At 36.2% G+C, this 17,449-nt stretch carries 17 protein-coding genes; 11 read left to right on the top strand and 6 right to left on the bottom strand.

Features of this window, described 5'->3' with window-relative positions; genetic code table 11:
* Window positions 1-2: 2 nt before the first annotated feature.
* Both ACMAYL_RS12280 and ACMAYL_RS12275 read right to left on the bottom strand, forming a co-directional pair.
* On the bottom strand, window positions 3-641 hold the full coding sequence (locus ACMAYL_RS12280; RefSeq protein WP_412470175.1) for a hypothetical protein: 639 nt from the start codon (window positions 639-641) through the stop codon (window positions 3-5).
* A gap of 33 nt (window positions 642-674) precedes the next feature.
* Window positions 675-1,190: a LuxR C-terminal-related transcriptional regulator gene (locus ACMAYL_RS12275; protein WP_412471146.1), complete on the bottom strand. Its 516-nt coding sequence runs from the start codon at window positions 1,188-1,190 to the stop codon at window positions 675-677.
* Window positions 1,191-1,320: 130 nt separating this feature from the next.
* On the opposite strand from ACMAYL_RS12275, the gene ACMAYL_RS12270 reads away from it, so the two are divergent.
* The 6 genes from ACMAYL_RS12270 (at window position 1,321) to ACMAYL_RS12245 (ending at window position 10,067) form a co-directional block, all read left to right on the top strand.
* Complete coding sequence (locus ACMAYL_RS12270; protein WP_412471145.1) at window positions 1,321-2,379, top strand: type III polyketide synthase; 1,059 nt, start codon at window positions 1,321-1,323, stop codon at window positions 2,377-2,379.
* Window positions 2,380-2,435: 56 nt separating this feature from the next.
* On the top strand, window positions 2,436-4,397 hold the full coding sequence (locus ACMAYL_RS12265; protein ID WP_412470173.1) for a hypothetical protein: 1,962 nt from the start codon (window positions 2,436-2,438) through the stop codon (window positions 4,395-4,397).
* On the top strand, window positions 4,394-5,557 hold the full coding sequence (locus ACMAYL_RS12260) for an NAD(P)/FAD-dependent oxidoreductase (protein ID WP_412471144.1): 1,164 nt from the start codon (window positions 4,394-4,396) through the stop codon (window positions 5,555-5,557). Before ACMAYL_RS12265 ends, ACMAYL_RS12260 begins: the two co-directional genes overlap by 4 nt.
* A 7-nt stretch (window positions 5,558-5,564) precedes the next feature.
* Window positions 5,565-6,134 (top strand): YceI family protein, encoded by a 570-nt coding sequence (locus tag ACMAYL_RS12255; protein WP_412471143.1) that lies wholly within the window; start codon window positions 5,565-5,567, stop codon window positions 6,132-6,134.
* A 129-nt stretch (window positions 6,135-6,263) separates the two neighbouring features.
* The gene (locus ACMAYL_RS12250) at window positions 6,264-8,108 is read left to right on the top strand and encodes an ATP-binding protein (protein WP_412471142.1); all 1,845 of its coding nucleotides are present in this window, start codon (window positions 6,264-6,266) and stop codon (window positions 8,106-8,108) included.
* Between the two features lie 42 nt (window positions 8,109-8,150).
* The gene (locus ACMAYL_RS12245) at window positions 8,151-10,067 is read left to right on the top strand and encodes an ABC transporter substrate binding protein (protein WP_412471141.1); all 1,917 of its coding nucleotides are present in this window, start codon (window positions 8,151-8,153) and stop codon (window positions 10,065-10,067) included.
* 23 nt (window positions 10,068-10,090) lie between these two features.
* On the opposite strand, the gene ACMAYL_RS12240 is transcribed toward ACMAYL_RS12245, so the two are convergent.
* The 3 genes from ACMAYL_RS12240 to ACMAYL_RS12230 are packed head-to-tail and all read right to left on the bottom strand — an operon-like array spanning window position 10,091 to window position 13,052.
* On the bottom strand, window positions 10,091-10,606 hold the full coding sequence (locus ACMAYL_RS12240) for a hypothetical protein (RefSeq protein ID WP_412470168.1): 516 nt from the start codon (window positions 10,604-10,606) through the stop codon (window positions 10,091-10,093).
* Window positions 10,606-11,970 carry a di-heme oxidoredictase family protein gene (locus ACMAYL_RS12235; RefSeq protein ID WP_412471140.1) on the bottom strand — a complete coding sequence of 455 codons (1,365 nt, stop codon included), beginning with the start codon at window positions 11,968-11,970 and terminating at the stop codon, window positions 10,606-10,608. Before ACMAYL_RS12235 ends, ACMAYL_RS12240 begins: the two co-directional genes overlap by 1 nt.
* A complete protein-coding gene (locus ACMAYL_RS12230) occupies window positions 11,964-13,052 on the bottom strand; it encodes an imelysin family protein (RefSeq protein WP_412471139.1) in 1,089 nt (362 codons plus the stop codon). Before ACMAYL_RS12230 ends, ACMAYL_RS12235 begins: the two co-directional genes overlap by 7 nt.
* Before the next feature lie 136 nt (window positions 13,053-13,188).
* Here ACMAYL_RS12230 and ACMAYL_RS12225 point away from each other — a divergent pair, with 136 nt between their 5' ends.
* The 5 genes from ACMAYL_RS12225 to ACMAYL_RS12205 all read left to right on the top strand — a co-directional run bounded on the left by ACMAYL_RS12225 (window position 13,189) and on the right by ACMAYL_RS12205 (window position 16,659).
* Window positions 13,189-14,343: a hypothetical protein gene (locus ACMAYL_RS12225; RefSeq protein WP_103218177.1), complete on the top strand. Its 1,155-nt coding sequence runs from the start codon at window positions 13,189-13,191 to the stop codon at window positions 14,341-14,343.
* 72 nt (window positions 14,344-14,415) lie between these two features.
* On the top strand, window positions 14,416-15,381 hold the full coding sequence (locus ACMAYL_RS12220) for a deoxyhypusine synthase family protein (protein WP_103218176.1): 966 nt from the start codon (window positions 14,416-14,418) through the stop codon (window positions 15,379-15,381).
* A gap of 160 nt (window positions 15,382-15,541) precedes the next feature.
* Entirely contained in the window at window positions 15,542-15,763 is a 222-nt protein-coding gene (locus ACMAYL_RS12215) for a hypothetical protein (RefSeq protein ID WP_412471138.1), read from the top strand.
* Entirely contained in the window at window positions 15,760-16,134 is a 375-nt protein-coding gene (locus ACMAYL_RS12210; protein ID WP_412471137.1) for a hypothetical protein, read from the top strand. The genes ACMAYL_RS12215 and ACMAYL_RS12210 overlap by 4 nt, the downstream gene beginning before the upstream one ends.
* Before the next feature lie 18 nt (window positions 16,135-16,152).
* Window positions 16,153-16,659, top strand: a complete 507-nt coding sequence (locus ACMAYL_RS12205) for an SRPBCC family protein (protein WP_103218173.1) — start codon at window positions 16,153-16,155, stop codon at window positions 16,657-16,659.
* Here ACMAYL_RS12205 and ACMAYL_RS12200 read toward each other — a convergent pair.
* Window positions 16,651-17,388: a sulfite exporter TauE/SafE family protein gene (locus tag ACMAYL_RS12200; RefSeq protein WP_103218172.1), complete on the bottom strand. Its 738-nt coding sequence runs from the start codon at window positions 17,386-17,388 to the stop codon at window positions 16,651-16,653. The two genes, ACMAYL_RS12205 and ACMAYL_RS12200, sit on opposite strands and share 9 nt — an antisense overlap.
* Between the last annotated feature and the right edge of the window lie 61 nt (window positions 17,389-17,449).

The following is a 17,449-nucleotide window of genomic DNA, read 5'->3' as shown; positions in this document are numbered from 1 at the left end:
TGCTAGGCATTGTTGCCTGGCACTTCTTTATCTAGTAAGTAGACAAAAATAGGGTGTTTAGATGTTATATGTACTTCACCGTAGGCTTTATTCGAAAGAGTAAGGCAACTAAGAGTTTTTACTCCTTTATCGTCATTGAGGGGATAATCACAAGCACCACTTATTGTTATTTCTTGTTCTTCAAGACTAAGAATTGAAAAAATACCTTCATGTGTAAAAGAGAAGTTACCGCTTGAATTTGCGATAATTTTCTTTTCAAAATGACACCTTGTTTGGTGTTTTCTTTCTTTTAGAAAGTGGTGGATCGAGCCTAAAGTCACCATTTGATGATCTAGTCTTCCTCCTAAAAATCCAAAGAGCTTTATTTCGGTAATATTATCAGGGATAAGAGTTAATGCGTAAGTTAGATCTGAAAAGTCTTTGTTTTCATCCAACGTTATATCAAGATTATCGCTAGTTGTATTTGAATCATTATCACCAACTGAAAGGTAAGGATGATCGTCACTTGGCCTATGATTTAGGCCACCATCAACGTAAATGATTGGAGAATTAATAATATAGGGCAATGTTAGGGCCATTGGTCCAATAATTACTAATTTATTCGTTTTTGCTAATTCTTCATTAAACTCTGTAAGATTCATGATCACTTGTTCTTGATTATTTTTCTATAGTGATTATAACCTATCAATGACTAAAATATCCTCTAAAAAGAATGCCGATAATTCACTACGTCCACTGAGGTTTGATTTACTATAGATATTAGTGCAGTGTTGCTTAATTGTTTTCTCTGATGTGGATCTAATATCAGCAATCTCTTTTATTGTTAGGCCTTTTAACAATAAAAGTGAGATGTCTTTCTCTGATTTTGTTAATGCCCATTCATTTAATTGATCATTAATTTTTTCAGATAGGCCACGTGAAAGATCTTGAGTTTTTTGTTTATAATTTTCTAAATCTGATTTTAACTTTGTAACGTCTGAATTAATTCTTAAGTTTTCTTTTTTCGTAAATAGCCACTTGAACCATAGAACTGCAGTTCCGATAAGTCCGATGAGCATAACAATACCTTCCTCGATCACATGCTCATAAGTCGAGCCTTCGCTGAGGTCTTCGTAGATATCAAAAATGAGAAAAATAGAGATAAGAAGGAAGAGTATTCCAGTAATTAGGCGTTCACGTTTATTAAGCATAGTTCTAGGACCTTAGTCTTATAAGTGTTGTATCTATCTGATAATACACATTTTATTTGGAATTAGGACTTTCGTCCAGTTACAAAATTTAGGATTTTGAACGATTCTTTCTCTACGAAAGGAGGAACAAATGACTCGTATTGTTCACATGGAAACTTATAAACCAGATTACACGTACAAGACTGAAGAGATTGTTGAAGCAGCACAGCGCCTATGGCTAAAAGATGTTGATGAAACAACAAGACGTAAGGCCCTGAAAATATTCAAGGGCTCCAAAATTGATCAACGTAGTGCAGTTGTTGACCTTGAGACTGTTTTCTCCAACATTAGCTTTGAAGAGAAAAATAATATCTATAAGGCCAAAATGGTTGAGTACGGTAAGAGGTTATTGAAACGAACTTTTGAAAGATCGAATATTGATCCAAGTGAAGTTGACTATATCATCACAACTAGCTGTACAGGTTTCATGATCCCTTCAGTTGATGCTTACCTGGTCAATGAATTTGGTTTAAGAAAGGACGTTGTTCGTCTTCCTGTTACAGAAATGGGGTGTGCGGGTGGTACATCTGCTCTTATTTATGCAGATGAGTTCTTAAAGGCCAATCCCGGTAAAACGGCCCTTGTGCTGACAATGGAAATCCCAAGTATCACTTTCCAACTTAATGATCTTGATGCTGCCAATCTTGTATCGACTGCAATTTTCTCTGACGGTTTTGCTTGTGCTGTCTTAAAAGGTGGCGAAGGTAAAGGTGCTCATATTATCGATACAGATATGTACAACTTTTCTCATGGTGAATACCTGATGGGATTTGAGTTAATTAACTCAGGACTTAAAATTGTTTTAGATAAAGACGTACCTAGTGCAATTGAAGGAAATTTTGAAAATATCTTTTTACCATTCTTAGAGCGAAATGGCCTAAAGATTGAGGATATTGATAATTATATGTTTCATCCAGGTGGAAAGAAAATCATTCAAATGGTTGAAGACTATATTGGTGATTACAACAAAGATATTTCAGAGTCTAAATGGGTTCTTGAAAATTGTGGAAATATGTCTTCTGCGACAATTCTTCATATCTTTGACAAGGTTACAAGAGAAAGAGTTATTGAAAGTGGGCAGCGTGGTTATATGCTAGCATTCGGCCCTGGCTTTATGGCCCAAAGTATTCTTTTAGAGTGGAGGTCATAATAAAAGCGATCTTTAGGTCTCTATTTATTATCCTATTTCTAGGGGTCTTCGCTGGAATGTTGTTTTATACAAAGGATTTAAAACAAAAGAATCCTGAGTCAATCTTCTTAACAGATAAGGGGATAGAACAGTTTAAGGCATTTCAGCAAGATTACCCAGAAGTGGACTCTCTTGTTGTTTACGCAAATGACACTCCAAGTATCGAAGCTTATTCAAGACTTCTAAATTTTGGTAAAAAGCTTGAGGATTTATGTAGTGATGAATGTTACTTTGTTTATCCACATGATCTTACAAAAGAGCGTCGGGAACTGGATGTTGAACTTCAAAAAGGAAAACTAGCGAAAGCTGACCTTATTTCTTCCAATCGAATTGGTTTTCTAATTTTTAATAATGGCGAAAAAAGTCAACTGAAAGAGATCATCAAAAGAGTGGAGGATGAAAAGAACTTCTACTGTGCTGGACATGAGTATACGAATTATCATCTCGATCAATCCTCGGCACTTGTTCAAGAAAAGCTCTTTCCGATTTTATTTACATTTTCATTTTTTCTTTTACTTGTATTTATAAAAGATTTTCTGACAACCTTAATGCTCTTTATCCCATGTATTTTTAGTGCGCTCTTTAGTTTGAGTGTTATTAAATACTTCTTTGTCACAATGAATATGGTGACCTCTATAGTACCGTTAATGACATTTGTGATCATTTTGTCTCTTGGACAGCATATATACTTTTCAGCAAAGAAAGATGGTTCATTATCTGGTGCTTTAAAGCATAAAACTCGTCCAATAGCACTAATGCTTGTTACCACCTTTATAGGATTCCTATCACTTTATGTAAGTGAGATTTATGTTATTCGTATCTTTGGGGTGCTTAGTAGTATCATGATTTTGCTAAGCTCTCTTCTGTCAATCGTTTGGTTACTTAGTGTTGAAAATTTCTTAAAGCTAAAAGAATCGAAGGGGGGAGAATTAAAAAGATATCCAACGAGAAGCTTTTCGGGTCTGAGTTTTATTGTAATTGGCCTTTTATCGATCATCTTAGGAATTTGGGGAGCAGTAAATGTTGCTATCGTAACTGATGCAACTAAGTACTTTCCAAAGGAAACAAATATTGCGAAGAGCTTTAATGATATCTCAACGATAGCTGGAGGAGTACCACTGTTAGAGATTGGTATGGGGGATTTATCATATGAAGCTTTGAAAAATCTTACACAAGTTGAAGATGAGTTAGAGAAAATTAAAGGTGTAAGAGTATTATCTCGAAACCTTGTTGTTAGAAAAATTAATGAAGCCTATAGTGGAAATTATTCTTTACCGGATAATAAATTTGCTTATGTGACACTTTATTCGAAAGCGGCCGAAGGCATTAGAGAAGCTTACCCAATAGATTCTCAATATAAGGTAACTCTTCTTGGAACTCCTTTAAATGTTGATCAATACGAAATCCTATTGAATAAAGTTAAAAGTATTATTGGAGAGAAAACTTATCGCTTAGATGGCCTGTACTACAATTTAATGATTTCTCAAAAAGCAATGGTTCATACTCTTTCAAAGAGCTTTTTGTTAAGTTTGGTTATCATGGCCCTCATTGCTGTTATTTTTTTAAAACAGATAAAGCTTTTTGCCATTTTTATTCTAGTCAATACAATGCCACTTGGTTTGTCGCTAGGTTTTTTGAATATCATGGGGATGTCGTTAAATATTGCAACTGTTATGACTTATAGTGTGGGGCTCGGGATTGTCGTAGACAGTACTTTTCATCTACTACATTTCTTTGACCAAAAACAAGGTGACTTTAGCATTTATGTTGAAACAATCGTTAAGCCTATTCTAACGAGTTCGCTTACTCTTATTATCGCATTCTTATTATTTGGAATTTATGACTTTCTTCCTATTAGAGAGTTTGGGGTGAATTTATCTTTCATCTTGTTTTGTGGAATGATTTTCGATCTCTTTGTTCTGCCAACACTTTACTTAGGTAATGCGTCTCTAAGAGAGATTGTTGAGGAGTGGAAATGAATATTTATGATGTACTTATCATTGGTGGTGGTCCCGCAGGGGCATTACTTGGACACTTAATGGCTCAAAAGAATTCAAAAGTACTGATTCTTGAAAGAAATAAAGAGGTCGGTCGTAAAGTATGCGGCGAATATCTTTGTCCTCAAGGGGTAAAGCTTCTTGATGAACTTAATTTACAATCAGTTTATGATGGCTTCTTACCTCTTAATGGGATGATGATACATACGCCAAAAGGCTGTCGTGTTAATAGCACATTCCCTACAAGTGAGGGAGGAAGGAGAAATTTTGGTGTCAGTGTTAATCGAAAAATTCTTGATCAGAGACTGGCCAAGCTAGCAAGTGAAAGTGGTGCAGACTTACGATTTGGTCAAAGTGTTGTGAGTTTTGAGTATTTAGGAACATATTGGAGAGTCGAAACAGCTGATAAAGAAGTTTATTATTCTCGTCTTCTTGTCGGTGCAGATGGACGAAACTCAATCGTTGCACGTCAATTGAAGCTTCAGTTACCCAATTCTAAAAAACGTATTGCTCTTCATGCTTGGCTCAATACTGACAAAGTTCCTATTCGAAAAGGACAGATGTTTATTTTTGAAAGAGGAAGCTATATTGGTGTCGATCCTATCTCGAATACTGAACTAAACCTCTCTCTTGTTTGTGGTGCCGATGAGATTAAACATTATGGAAGTGCTCGCAATACCTTCAAGTATTATCTTGAAAGAATTCAAGATGAGTTAGGGGTTACATTAGAAGAAGGTAGTAAGATACATACAAGTTTTCCAATTGAGCATAATGTAAAAGATGTCATTGGAAATAATGTTGCCCTAATTGGAGATGCCGCGGGTTTTATTGATCCAATAACAGGAGAAGGTATCTTTAATGCTTTATTAACAGCGAAGATGTTATTTGAAAGTATTAATATTTCAAAAATCTGTTTTGATTATAACTCTTCCTTACAAGTTTATAGGCACAAAAAAGAAAAATACTTTCGTGAGAAATCATTTCTTAATACTGGTTTCCAGTGGTTGATTCGCCGTTCATGGCTAATTGAAATTGTTGCTAAATTTTTAAATCACAGTAAAGAAAGAAGAGATACCTTTATTGGAATCATTGGAAATATTCACACTCCATTAAAAGGTCTTTTAAAGATTATTATTTCATGAGGTTAATATGAAACTGTATAAAGTTTTTTTTATTTTTATTCTTCTACAAGTAAGTACAATTGCAGCATCAAAGCTATCACTAAAATATGATAACTTTGAGCAAGCCGCTAATGCTCAGAATCGTATTATATTTAACATGTCTTCGACAAAAGCAGGCCTTATTACTACAGATTTTCAAGGTGTCGTTAAAGGTGCAAAGATAACATATACGAAAGACGGCATGGGGAGTTACAAAGATATTTCGATTCAAATTGATGCCAAGAAATTAGATACAGATAATGAGTCTCGTAACGAAAAAATGTATGAGAAGTGTCTTGAGGTAGAAAAAAACCCACATATTAATGTTCATATCCCTGGGCCAATTAGACTGGGTGAGTTAAATAAGGGAACTATTGAGGTTCGAAATAAGAAACATTCTATCGATATTTTCATCGAAAGATTGGCCAGCGCAGACGGTCAAATGTCTTTGGTTGGCAAGGCCGTTCTATCACTGAAAAAGCTTGAAATACCGGACCCATCGATATGGATCGCTACTGTGCATGACGAAATCGAGGTTAATTTTTACTTAATACCATGAAGTGATTTCAGGACTTTATGAAGATTTTTTGCTGAATCGATAAATTTTATCAATACTTTTTAGCGATAAAATGTTAATTATAAAGTTGTGAACTGGGCCAGGGCATTAATTTTAACATTCACGTTTCTCATGACGATCTTTCCAAGCTTTGCAATGGATAAGTACGAAGTACTTATACTGCACTCGTATTCTCGAGATAGTATTTGGACAGATCTCATTGACCAATCAATCAAGAAAAATCTTCATAGTGAAAGTGATCACTTAGATGTTTATACAGAGTATATGGATTCTAAAAGATTCTTCGGCCGTGACTATGGGGAGAAGCTTTATAATCTCTTTTCAATAAAGTATTCAGACAGAAATATTAAATTAATTATTACTTCAGATGACAATGCGTTTGCTTTTGCCATGAAGTATCGTGACAAGCTTTTTCAAAATAGTCCGATTATTTTCACTGGTGTTAATGGTTATAATGAAGAATTTAAGCAAAAATATCTCCTTGAAAAGAATTACACCGGTCTCGTGGAGAGTTTCAAAATAGATAAAATGCTAGAGCTTTCTCAGAGCTTGCATCCTAAGGCGAAAAAATTCTATGTAATTAATACGATTCATACACCATCAGGTAAGTATTTAAAGAAAGAATTTCAAAAATCAATTTCCAAGTTAGGACTCGCAGATAAAGTTGAATACCTAGAGGATATATCAGCAGATAGCCTTTATAAGAAAGTTGAAAATTTAGAAAAAGGATCGTTTGCTCTTTATGGCGGTTTTTCTCGTGATCGTGATGGAAATTTTTTAGACTTTGAAAAAAACCTTCGTGAGTTAGCAAGGCGCTCAAACGTGCCAATTTATGGTTTCTTGAAATACTATTTGCCTTACGGCTTGACTGGTGGATATTTTACAAGTGGTGAGCTCTACGGGAAGAAAGCAGCTTTAATTGCTAATCAGATTATTGCTGGTGAAGACATTAATTCCATTGCTATAGTTGAGGATGTCGAGGCACCAGCTATTTTTGATTACGCTAAAATTGTTAAATTTGGTCTCGATTTCCATAAGCTACCAGTTAATTCACAAATTATAAATCGTAATAATAAATTGTTGCGCTTCTATGAAGAGTATACTTTCGAGTTTTGGTTTATTCTTTTTTCTTTTGCGTGTTTATTTATTAGTTTAGTTGTTCTTGCTTATCATTTTGAACAACAAAAGAAGCATAAGAAAGAAGTTCTTCGAATCAATGAACAATTAGAGGATAGAGTTGAAAAAAGAACAAGACAGTTAATTGAGCAGCAGTCGAAACTTATCAATTCTGCAAAGCTTGCTTCGATTGGAGAGATGGCAAGTGGGATCGCTCATGAAATTAATAACCCACTAACAATCATTGATTTAAGTGCTTATCGAATTATTCAATTGTCAGATAATGAAGTTGTCTTAAAGTCGGCAGAAAAAATCAAACTAACTGTTGATCGTATTTCAAAAATTATTAAAGGACTCAAGCAACTGGCCAAAGAGGATGCTAGTCTAACTAGTGAACTCGTGAATATTAAGGTTGCTATTGAAGATGTCATTTCAATTTGTCAGGCAAGATTTAAAGAGAACGAAATTCACTTTAAGATTGATGTCGACGAGAACCTAAAGGTTCATGGGGCACCAGTACAGATTTCACAAGTGGTTTTGAACCTTCTCAATAATTCTTTTGATGAATTAGTTCAGGGAGACAGTGAACGCTGGATCAAGCTCGAAGGAAAAAAAGAAAAGGATATCGTTGAAATTTCAGTGACAGATTCTGGAAAAGGAATTTCTGAAGAGATCTTTGAAAGAATCATGGAGCCATTCTTTACAACTAAGGTTGATCAAAGAGGTACTGGACTAGGTCTAAGTATTTGTAAGAATATAATTGAGCATCATAAAGGCCGTATCTTCGTGGATAGGTCGAGCCCTAACACCCGTTTCGTTATTCAGCTACCAACTGCCTAAATAACTGATTACAACACGAAGATTAAGTGATATTTATTTAGAATGAGTTTATTTAAGGCCGTCTATCGACTAATTATTTTTCTACTTATTCTTACTTCTTCCTTTACGAGGGCAGCTGAATCTTATGATATTCTCATGCTTCACTCCTATGAAAAAGGTAATGTATGGACTGAGGAGCTTGATAACTCTTTTCGTTACAACCTTCATCGTAAAAATAAATATCGAATCAATTTCTATACGGAGTATATGGACTCTAAAAGATTCTTCGGCCGTGAATACGATGAAGTTCTAGCAAAACTCTATGCAACTAAATTTAGCTCACATAAAATCGATCTGATTGTTACGACTGATGATTATGCCTTTGATTTCGCCATAAAGTATAGAAATGAAATCTTTAATGATGCTCCTATTATCTTTAGTGGAGTTAATGGATATGATAAGTTTAAGCGTGATCTCTATCGAACAGAGAAGAACTTTACAGGTGTTGTTGAAACATTTGATGTTATCCCAACTGTTAAAAGTGCATTACTAATTAATCCAAAAGCAACTAAAATTTATGTGATTAACACGCAATTTACTCCAACAGGACGCTATCTAAAAAAGCAGTTTGAAAGTTCGTTTGAAAAAATGAATCTTAAGCAAAAGATTATCTATATTGAAAATTACAATATGGAAGAAATCTATGAAATGGCCAAGCACTTTGAAGACGACTCAATTGTTCTCTTTGGTGTTTATGCGAGAGATCGTGATGGAAAGTATTTTGAGCTTGATGAGAATATTAAGAACCTAAGTAAGTTTTCAGCACAGCCAATTTATGGATTTAATAAAGTCTTCTTAAATAAAGGGATTGTCGGGGGGAATGTTTCTGACGGAACAATCTATGGAAGAGAAATTGCTCGCATGGCAAATGAGTATCTTTCTGGTGAAAAGAAAATTTCTGAGATTCCACTTATTGTCGATTCTATTAATGATCTCGTTTTCGATTATGATCAGCTTAAACGATATAATATTGATGTCGAAAAATTACCAAAGCGTTCCAAAATCATTAGTTACTCGTCTAGCTTTTTCCAATTCTATCACGAGTATAAATCAGAGCTTCTCGTTGTTTTTGCTTGTTTTGTTTGTCTTTGTATTTTCTTTTTTATTTTACTTTATTTCTTCGAAAAACAGCGCAGTTATAAGGATTCGCTTATTAAAGTGAATGAGAAACTGGAAAGAAATGTCCATGACCGAACTGTACAGCTTGTTCAGCAGCAATCTCAAATTATTAACTCGGCAAGACTGGCATCGATTGGTGAGATGGCAAGTGGTATTGCTCATGAAATTAATAATCCTCTCACGATTATTGATTTAAGTGCTAATCGAATTTATCAAAGAACCGGTCTCGAAAGTATCAAGAAAAATGCTGGGCGTATTTCAAGCACGGCATTTAGGATTTCAAAGATCATCAAAGGCCTAAAGCATCTCGCAAAAGATGGAGACAAGTCACGATTTGAAGACTTCCACCTTATTGAAGCAGTTGAGGATGTAACATCACTTTGTTATGAGAAATTTAAAGAAAATGATATTGAATTCAACATTAATGTAGATGAGTCAATTGTTATTCATGGCTCAATTGTTCAGATTGCACAAGTTCTTTTAAACCTAATTAATAACTCATTTGATGAACTCATTAAAGTTAACGGGGAAAGAAGGATTAACCTAAAGGCAATACCTATTAGAAAGTATGACAATGACTATGTTGAAGTTTCGATTACAGATACTGGAAGAGGCATCCCAGATGATATAAAGGCCAAGATAATGGAGCCATTCTTTACAACTAAGAAGAAGAATAGGGGAACGGGATTAGGTCTTAGTATTTCAAAAAGTAATATCGAAAAACATGGAGGGGAGTTTTACCTTGATGAAGACTCTTTTTTAACTCGTTTTGTGTTCACTCTTCCACTTAAAAGAGCGTAGTGGCACATTAGTGCCACCGATTATTAGTTAGCTCGTCTATCAAAAATTAGTCTAACACGCTCTCCGTCGCAGACTTCAGTTTTTTCATTCAGAATATCTACGGCTATATAGCGAATACCTCTTTTTGATGCTTCATAAGCTGATGATTGAAGCTTGCTCTTTAGTAGCTCTTCATTTGCAACACATTCACTTGCATCCCCATCTGACATTGATTTTGTATAATCAAGCTCTAATGTTCTTGTCTCTCTGGCACGATTAAAGAAGAGGCCGAAGTTACAAGTCTGACCTGATGTCGTTACCCAAGATGACTCAATTGAGAAAACATTTAGGTCACTATCTGCCGTTAAAAGATCAAAGTTAATTCCTGCATCTGAAAAAAGTTTTGGAGTCGTTGTATATTCAACTTTATAACGACTAATGAATGTTCCACAATCATAACCAGTACCTTTTACAAGGTAAGTAGTGCCTGTTGGTAGTGGCCATATTTGAGCAATGGCCGGACTCGATAGAAGTGTTACTAATAGAATTAGTTTCTTCATTACAAACTCCTAAGAAATTTGATGAGATCGTCACGATCTTTCTTTGTTAATTTAATAAAATTATTTTTTGCTTGTTTCGCCTCTCCACCATGCCATAGGATGGCCTCTTGAAGATTGCGAGCACGTCCATCATGAAGAAAGCGAGTATGGCCATTAACAGTTTTTACAAGGCCAAGACCCCAAAGAGGAGGTGTTCGCCACTCTCTAGTTGTGGCCAGCCCTTCTAGTTGGTATGAACGAGTGTCATCTGCTAAAGCGTCCCCCATGTCATGTAGAAGAAGATCAGTGTATGGATAGATCTTTTGATTATTTAAAACCTTAAATTTTGAATTTGAGCCTGTTGTAAACTCAGCTCTGTGACAAGCTTGACAGTTTATTTGATGAAAAACCTTCTTGCCATTTTTTATGCTCGGATTATCAAAGTCTCTTCTTGCTGGAACAGAGATTAATTGGGTGTATAGAGTCACTTTATCTAAAAGATCCTTAGAGATATCTTCTTGTGTCTGATTTTCTAAACAATCAATTTGAACCAGACTACATTCTTCTGTCGGAAAGAGTGGACTGGTGATACCAAGGTCTCCATTGAAGGCAGCAGCGTTTTGTTCTAAGAGATTTGGACGTGAGGCCTTCCAACCAAAGCGCCCAAGCATTTGTCTTTGTTCAATAATTGAAAAGACATAATTTGCACGGCCTGAAATACCGTCATTATTTAAATCTTCAGGATCAGCTCCTGTAAGAATATCTTCTTCATTAATATTTTCAAGAAGTCCAAGTCCAATCATATGTGGACCGACTCTTGGTGAGACTATCGTGTCGTCACCTAAGCTTCCATGACTAAGCTTTCTAAAGATGTAATTTGGTTTTTTAAGTTCATAGGCTTCGCCGTCGGCAAAGTTTCCTTTGATGGTTTCAAACTTAACGAAGACTTCACCTTCGCCTTGAACACCTTCTATGCTATGAGGTTGAAATTGGTCACCATAGCTTGGATGTGGAGAAGTTTTTCCATCTTGGTCTATTTTTTTTAAGCGAAATAGGAGAGATATATCAGTTTTCCCATCTGTATCAGGAAGCCCTCGGCCACGTCCATCCAATAGGTGGCAGGCAGTACAAGATGTTGCATTAAAGATCGGGCCCAGGCCATCTCTTAGCGGCGTTGAAGAAGGTGAGGTAACCCAAGCTCCTTTGAAGAAGCTATTTCCAACTTGAAATTGGCGCCTCAGCATTCCGCGAGTACCACTCATCGGGTGAGAGAAGGCATTGACTGAAAAATCCAGTGTAGTCCCGGCACCGGCCGGGAACTTATCACTGGAGTAAGTATTGAGACTAAATACGCACAAAAATGTAAGAAGGAGAGCTCTTACCATTGTACTGGCGTCTCAAGTTCTTCAGAAATTTCTACAAGCTCAATTGCAAGTTGTTCCATCTCTTCGATAGAAGCTAGGATTTCTGGTCTTGCATTCTCGTCAAGGATTGCTTGATCAAATGGTACAGGAAGACCAGCTAGCATTTTATTGATCTTTGCAACTCTGTTATCAATTGTAGTTGCAAGAACAGTGTTGTCTGTTAGTGCTAGGATTCCTGTTGCTTTAAGTACATTTGCAATACCCCAGAAATTCCACTGGATATCCATATGAGTCATATCTGAGAAACATGAGTGCTCATCTTCTTGGCCTTGAGTTTCCCAAGCTACGAACATTCTTTCACCTGAAAGCTCATCTCCTGACATGAAGATCATTCCTGAAAGGATATTATTAAGTGCTTCTTTTTGATCTTTTGCTTCAAAAGCTGCTCTGTAGTTTTCTTTGTTTGGTGCCCATGCATCAACAAGTTCACTCAGGTGATCAATTAAAAGATCAGTTGCTGTTGAAAGGTATACGGCACGTCTCCCAGCATTTTGACCTAGACCAATTACGTAGTCAGTGTGAGGTCTGTCACCAGCACCATCAATAGATAGATCTTGTCCCCATAATAGGAATTCGATTGCGTGGTAACCAGTTGAGATATTCTTTTCACCGTTAAGCTCGTTAAGTGATGAAAGAAGTTCTTTATTAATTACTGGGTAATCAGCAATATTATTTACGATACCTGCATTAGGAGCACCTTCAACATAGTCGATATATGCTTCATCAAGTGGCCATGCATTTAGTAATCCTTCTGGTCCTTCATCGCTATCGATAGGGCCATTGTAGAATCTAAAAACTTCTGATTGGCCATATGGAGCTCTTGCTTGTCTCCAAGACTCTCTCGCCATCTCTAGAGTCATTACCCCAGGGTTAGAGATGAAGAATTCGACGTCTTCCTGAAGTACAATCGCCTTATCAAGAGACTCTGAGTAAGTTTTATAAACAAGATTTGAATAGCCTTCAATTACTGACTGCGCAGTTGTTGCAGCAGTGGCATTCATACCTAAGCCTAATGAAATCAATAAGATAGATCTTTTTAACATATTATATCCTTTGTTAGTAAGATTGGTTGCTTGTTTGAACTATGGTTTGATACATCAAACTAAAGTTAATATCAACGATTAAGTTCATTTTTTATAGGAATAGACTTTATTTACTTAGGGTGATTTAATTTTTCCTATGTATTTCACTAGATTTCTCATACTTATACTTATTTCATTTAATGTATTCTCTTTACCAATTGGTCATGAAGCAGGATTTCTTGGAAATACAACTGCACGTCCTGGTGACATAGGCGCGGCCTTGGTATTTCCATCGGCCACGGCCTACCTCAAACACGATGAGATTAAAATTTATTTTGGCCTCATGTACGCTAGACAAGATATTGATGTAGAGGGAACAGCTGGTAGCGATTTTGAGAGTCAGTTCATTCCTTATTTCACAGGTTTTGCAGGGGACTTCTTTGGCATAACATTCACGAATTTTGTTACCTATAGTGGAACAAATAATGGAACGATCAATTTTAGTACGAATGAATTTAAAGGAAGTGCAGATATTCAGGCCGAAGAGACGGTGCTTGGAATTAGCGCAGCAAAGAAGCTAAATGATAAATTCGCCGTCGGTTTTTCTGGTAGTCTTGATATTCAGTCTTCAAAAACATTTGCTACTTTCTATGGGAATATTGCTGGTAGCGAATATCTTGAAACAGTAAATGATCGAACAAAGTATATTATTATTAATACTCTTTTAAGTGCATCTTATATCGAAAGGAAGCACTTTTTGAGTGCTTCGGTTCTCTTTCCTGGGATCAAATATTCTTCATCAAGTACTCAGGAGAGCTTTTCTCGTGTTGATGCAGATCCGGCCGTATTTAATAGAGTTGTAAGTAAACCGAGTTATAAGAGTAATACGGGATTAAATATTGGCTACAGTTACTTATCATCAGATAGTTGGTCGCCTTCATTTGAAATATTCTATGATATTTCTAAAGATATTATTTCTTTTGATCCGAACCAAGAGCAAAATCGAAATAACTTTTCAGATGATATATGGCTTAAATTTGGATTGAGTACTCCTGAATATACGATGTCTAAATTTTACAAAGGAACAACTTACTCATTTTTATTTGGCCTTCAATACCGTGAGATAGAGAATCGTGTTACGGAAGACTTACCGAGCAGTATCTCTCGAACGTATGAAGCTTCGCTTGGATTTAAGCTTTCCAATCGAAAAGCTAGCCCAATTTTTGGCCTTTACTACCAGAAACAAGACAGTACTTCTGATAATAGTGTGGTAGGGCTCATGTACTCTTCTAATTACAATATTTTTGACTAATTTATGTAGACTTGGATCTATATTGTGGTGTAATAAGTCTCGTTCTATTTAGGCTTTCTCTGGAGAATTATTATGAGCACAATGGCCCAATTTTTTAGCAACAACTATCGTCACTTTAATGCCGCTTCACTTGTTGATGCATCAAAGGCATATGTTGATCATTTAAAGAGTGGGAAGAAGATGATGATCACTCTTGCTGGTGCCATGAGTACGGCCGAACTTGGGGTTTCTCTTGCTGAAATGATCCGCCAAGATAAAGTCCAAATTATCTCTTGTACTGGTGCAAACCTTGAAGAAGATATCATGAACTTAATCGCATATAACCACTACAAGCGTATTCCAAACTACAGAGACCTAAGTCCTGAAGAGGAAGAAGAGCTACTTGCTCAAGGTTTCAACCGCGTAACAGATACATGTATTCCAGAAGAGACTGCATTTAGAAAGTTACAAAAATATCTTTTTGAAGAGTGGTCAAACGCTGCTAAAGCAGGGGAGAGACTTTTTCCTCACGAGTTCCTATATCGAATTCTTCGTCGTGAAGACTTTGCAAAAGAGTTTGAAACAGATGTTGCAAATTCTTGGGTTATGGCCGCTTGTGAAAAGAACCTTCCAATTATCGTTCCAGGTTGGGAAGATTCAACGACAGCAAATATTTTTGCTTCATACTGCTTAACAGGAGAGCTTGAGCCTTCTCTTGTTAAGAATGGTATCGAATATATGATGTTCCTTGCTAAGTGGTACCCTGAAAATTGTGGAGATGGCGGAATCGGCTTCTTCCAAATTGGAGGAGGGATCGCGGGAGACTTCCCAATTTGTGTTGTTCCAATGCTTAACCAAGATATGGAAGATGATGTTCCTCTATGGTCATACTTCTGCCAGATCTCTGATTCGACTACAAGTTATGGTTCGTACTCAGGTGCTGTTCCAAATGAAAAAATCACTTGGGGGAAACTATCTTCAAAGACTCCAAGGTTCATTATCGAATCTGATGCGACAATCGTTGCACCACTTGTTTTCCATTACGTATTGGAAAACTAAGATCATTGCTCTAAGATAGATGGGCATGAGAATACAATTTTTATACAAATTTGGGGCATTCTTTTTAGGATGCCTTTTTTGTTTCCTCTTACATTCACAACTAGGCTGGTCTCCAGTCTTGGCCTCCGCTTCTGTAGGTTTGATTGCAGGTCTCATTCCAATGAGAATGACATTGCAAGCAGCGGTCTATAGTGGAAGCTTTGCAGGAATGTGCTCAAGTGAGTTAGTGACTAATTACTGGGAAATTCTTGGGATCTCTCTCATTGGTGCAATTTTATATTTTTATACTTTAAGAATCTTTCAAGGTTTTGGTGGAAAGCTTGGAACAATTGCCTTTGTTAGCGTTGTTTTATTCTTCTTTATCAAGGGGAGTATTATATGATAACCGCAATTGGAGTTTCTCTTATTGGTGCGCTTTCGACTTTTCGTCTGTCTCGTCTAAAGACGTTTGGGGCCATTAGAGCTTCCGCTCTTTTAACAATAATTGCCTATGCAATTTTATATCTTACAGTTCCTAACTACGAAATGATGGCCGTGATATTCTTTGGTTCTACTTTTGTTGGAATGAGCTGTCCCACAAAAATGCATAATTATACTATTGTCATTGGTTCAGTTTTCTTTGCTCTTTTTTTTCAATACCTTGTTCCGCACCTTAAGGGTTACGGTGGAGCACTTGGAATAAGCGCATTCTTGAGCGTTTTAGTCATCCAATTGGTTTTGTATTTTGGACGTAAACTTGCCAGATTAAGTTAAGATTGCCATCATTTTTATATGAGACAACTTATTCTAATTATAGCAGCAACAATATCTACACTTTCTTATGCACTGGAGACAGTCCAAGTTACTGGCAGTATCGAAATCGATGCACCTATTGAAGAGGTGTTTGAATTTGTAGCGGATCCAATGAATGATCATCATTGGCGAAGTGAAGTTAATGATATGGCCACAAACTCAAGAACATTTGAAGTTGGTAGCACATTTAGAGAAGATGCTTGGATCGGAATTCGTAAAAACTTTATAACAACAACAGAGCTAATTAAATTGAATGCTCCTTATCAGGCATTATTTGAAACTGTTAGATCAAATCCATACTTTTTAAGAAGCAACCGCATGTTTAATGAAAGTGAAAACGGAACTCTTTTTACTTATGTGGTGGACTTTGACCGTCGTATGATTAAAGAGACCTTTGGCTTTAATGCAAAGCCAGAGGTCGTCGTTAAATTATATGGTGTTCTGATGAAGAAATATTTGAAGAAATTAAAAAAGAGACTAGAGTAGTGTTTCTCTAACTATCATAAAGATCCCCATTACAATTAAGAAGTAGCCAAAAATCTTTTTTAATTTATCTTGTGGAAGTTTATGAGTCAGTGCTGATCCAAGTTGTGATCCAACAATGGCAAGAGCTGTAAAGATTGCAATAAATTGGTAATCTAACTCAAGATTAGGAGAGTTGATAATATTTCCTACAAATCCAATGAGAGAGTTAATTGCAATAATTAGAAGAGAAGTTCCAATGGCCTTCTTCATTGGTACGTTAAAAAAGTTTACAAGTGCTGGAACAATTAAGAACCCACCTCCAACTCCAATGAGACCAGTGACAATACCGACAACACTCGCTGCCCCAAAAATTGTTAGATTTGATGATGATTTAACCTTGATATTCTTGCCATTTTTAAGCATTGAAACTGAGGCCAGTAGCATAATTCCTGCAAAGATATAAAGTTGAACTTGTCCACTAATGAAAGAAGCGAGATAGGTACCAAGATAAGTGGAAAGCATTGTCATAGCACCAAATTGAAAGGCAAGTTTAACCATAACATTACCATTCTTATGATGTCTTAGTGTCCCCATAAAGCCTGTTAGACCTACAATTGCTAAACTCATTGTAATGGCGATTTTAGGGTCAATTTTTACAATATAAACCAGAATTGGAACCACTAGAATTGAGCCCCCGCCGCCTAAAAGACCAAGAGTTGTTCCTGCAATAAGTGCTAATAGATATGCCATGTTAATTTCCTCCTGAAATCAGTATAGGGGATTAATTTTTCTTAAACCTTGATGGGGGTCA

The organism is Halobacteriovorax sp. RT-2-4 (genome assembly GCF_047085445.1).
Lineage (GTDB): Bacteria > Bdellovibrionota > Bacteriovoracia > Bacteriovoracales > Bacteriovoracaceae > Halobacteriovorax_A.
The sequence above is the reverse complement of the archived record's forward strand: the minus strand, read 5'-3'. Positions and strand labels throughout refer to the sequence as shown.

Bases quoted from the DNA above. Each gene is read 5' to 3' on its own strand.
- ACMAYL_RS12280 (WP_412470175.1), bottom strand. From the start codon at position 641: ATGAATCTTACAGAGTTTAATGAAGAATTAGCAAAAACGAATAAATTA.
- ACMAYL_RS12275 (WP_412471146.1), bottom strand. From the start codon at position 1,190: ATGCTTAATAAACGTGAACGCCTAATTACTGGAATACTCTTCCTTCTT.
- ACMAYL_RS12270 (WP_412471145.1), top strand. From the start codon at position 1,321: ATGACTCGTATTGTTCACATGGAAACTTATAAACCAGATTACACGTAC.
- ACMAYL_RS12265 (WP_412470173.1), top strand. From the start codon at position 2,436: ATGTTGTTTTATACAAAGGATTTAAAACAAAAGAATCCTGAGTCAATC.
- ACMAYL_RS12260 (WP_412471144.1), top strand. From the start codon at position 4,394: ATGAATATTTATGATGTACTTATCATTGGTGGTGGTCCCGCAGGGGCA.
- ACMAYL_RS12255 (WP_412471143.1), top strand. From the start codon at position 5,565: ATGAAACTGTATAAAGTTTTTTTTATTTTTATTCTTCTACAAGTAAGT.
- ACMAYL_RS12250 (WP_412471142.1), top strand. From the start codon at position 6,264: ATGACGATCTTTCCAAGCTTTGCAATGGATAAGTACGAAGTACTTATA.
- ACMAYL_RS12245 (WP_412471141.1), top strand. From the start codon at position 8,151: ATGAGTTTATTTAAGGCCGTCTATCGACTAATTATTTTTCTACTTATT.
- ACMAYL_RS12240 (WP_412470168.1), bottom strand. From the start codon at position 10,606: ATGAAGAAACTAATTCTATTAGTAACACTTCTATCGAGTCCGGCCATT.
- ACMAYL_RS12235 (WP_412471140.1), bottom strand. From the start codon at position 11,970: ATGGTAAGAGCTCTCCTTCTTACATTTTTGTGCGTATTTAGTCTCAAT.
- ACMAYL_RS12230 (WP_412471139.1), bottom strand. From the start codon at position 13,052: ATGTTAAAAAGATCTATCTTATTGATTTCATTAGGCTTAGGTATGAAT.
- ACMAYL_RS12225 (WP_103218177.1), top strand. From the start codon at position 13,189: ATGTATTTCACTAGATTTCTCATACTTATACTTATTTCATTTAATGTA.
- ACMAYL_RS12220 (WP_103218176.1), top strand. From the start codon at position 14,416: ATGAGCACAATGGCCCAATTTTTTAGCAACAACTATCGTCACTTTAAT.
- ACMAYL_RS12215 (WP_412471138.1), top strand. From the start codon at position 15,542: ATGAGAATGACATTGCAAGCAGCGGTCTATAGTGGAAGCTTTGCAGGA.
- ACMAYL_RS12210 (WP_412471137.1), top strand. From the start codon at position 15,760: ATGATAACCGCAATTGGAGTTTCTCTTATTGGTGCGCTTTCGACTTTT.
- ACMAYL_RS12205 (WP_103218173.1), top strand. From the start codon at position 16,153: ATGAGACAACTTATTCTAATTATAGCAGCAACAATATCTACACTTTCT.
- ACMAYL_RS12200 (WP_103218172.1), bottom strand. From the start codon at position 17,388: ATGGCATATCTATTAGCACTTATTGCAGGAACAACTCTTGGTCTTTTA.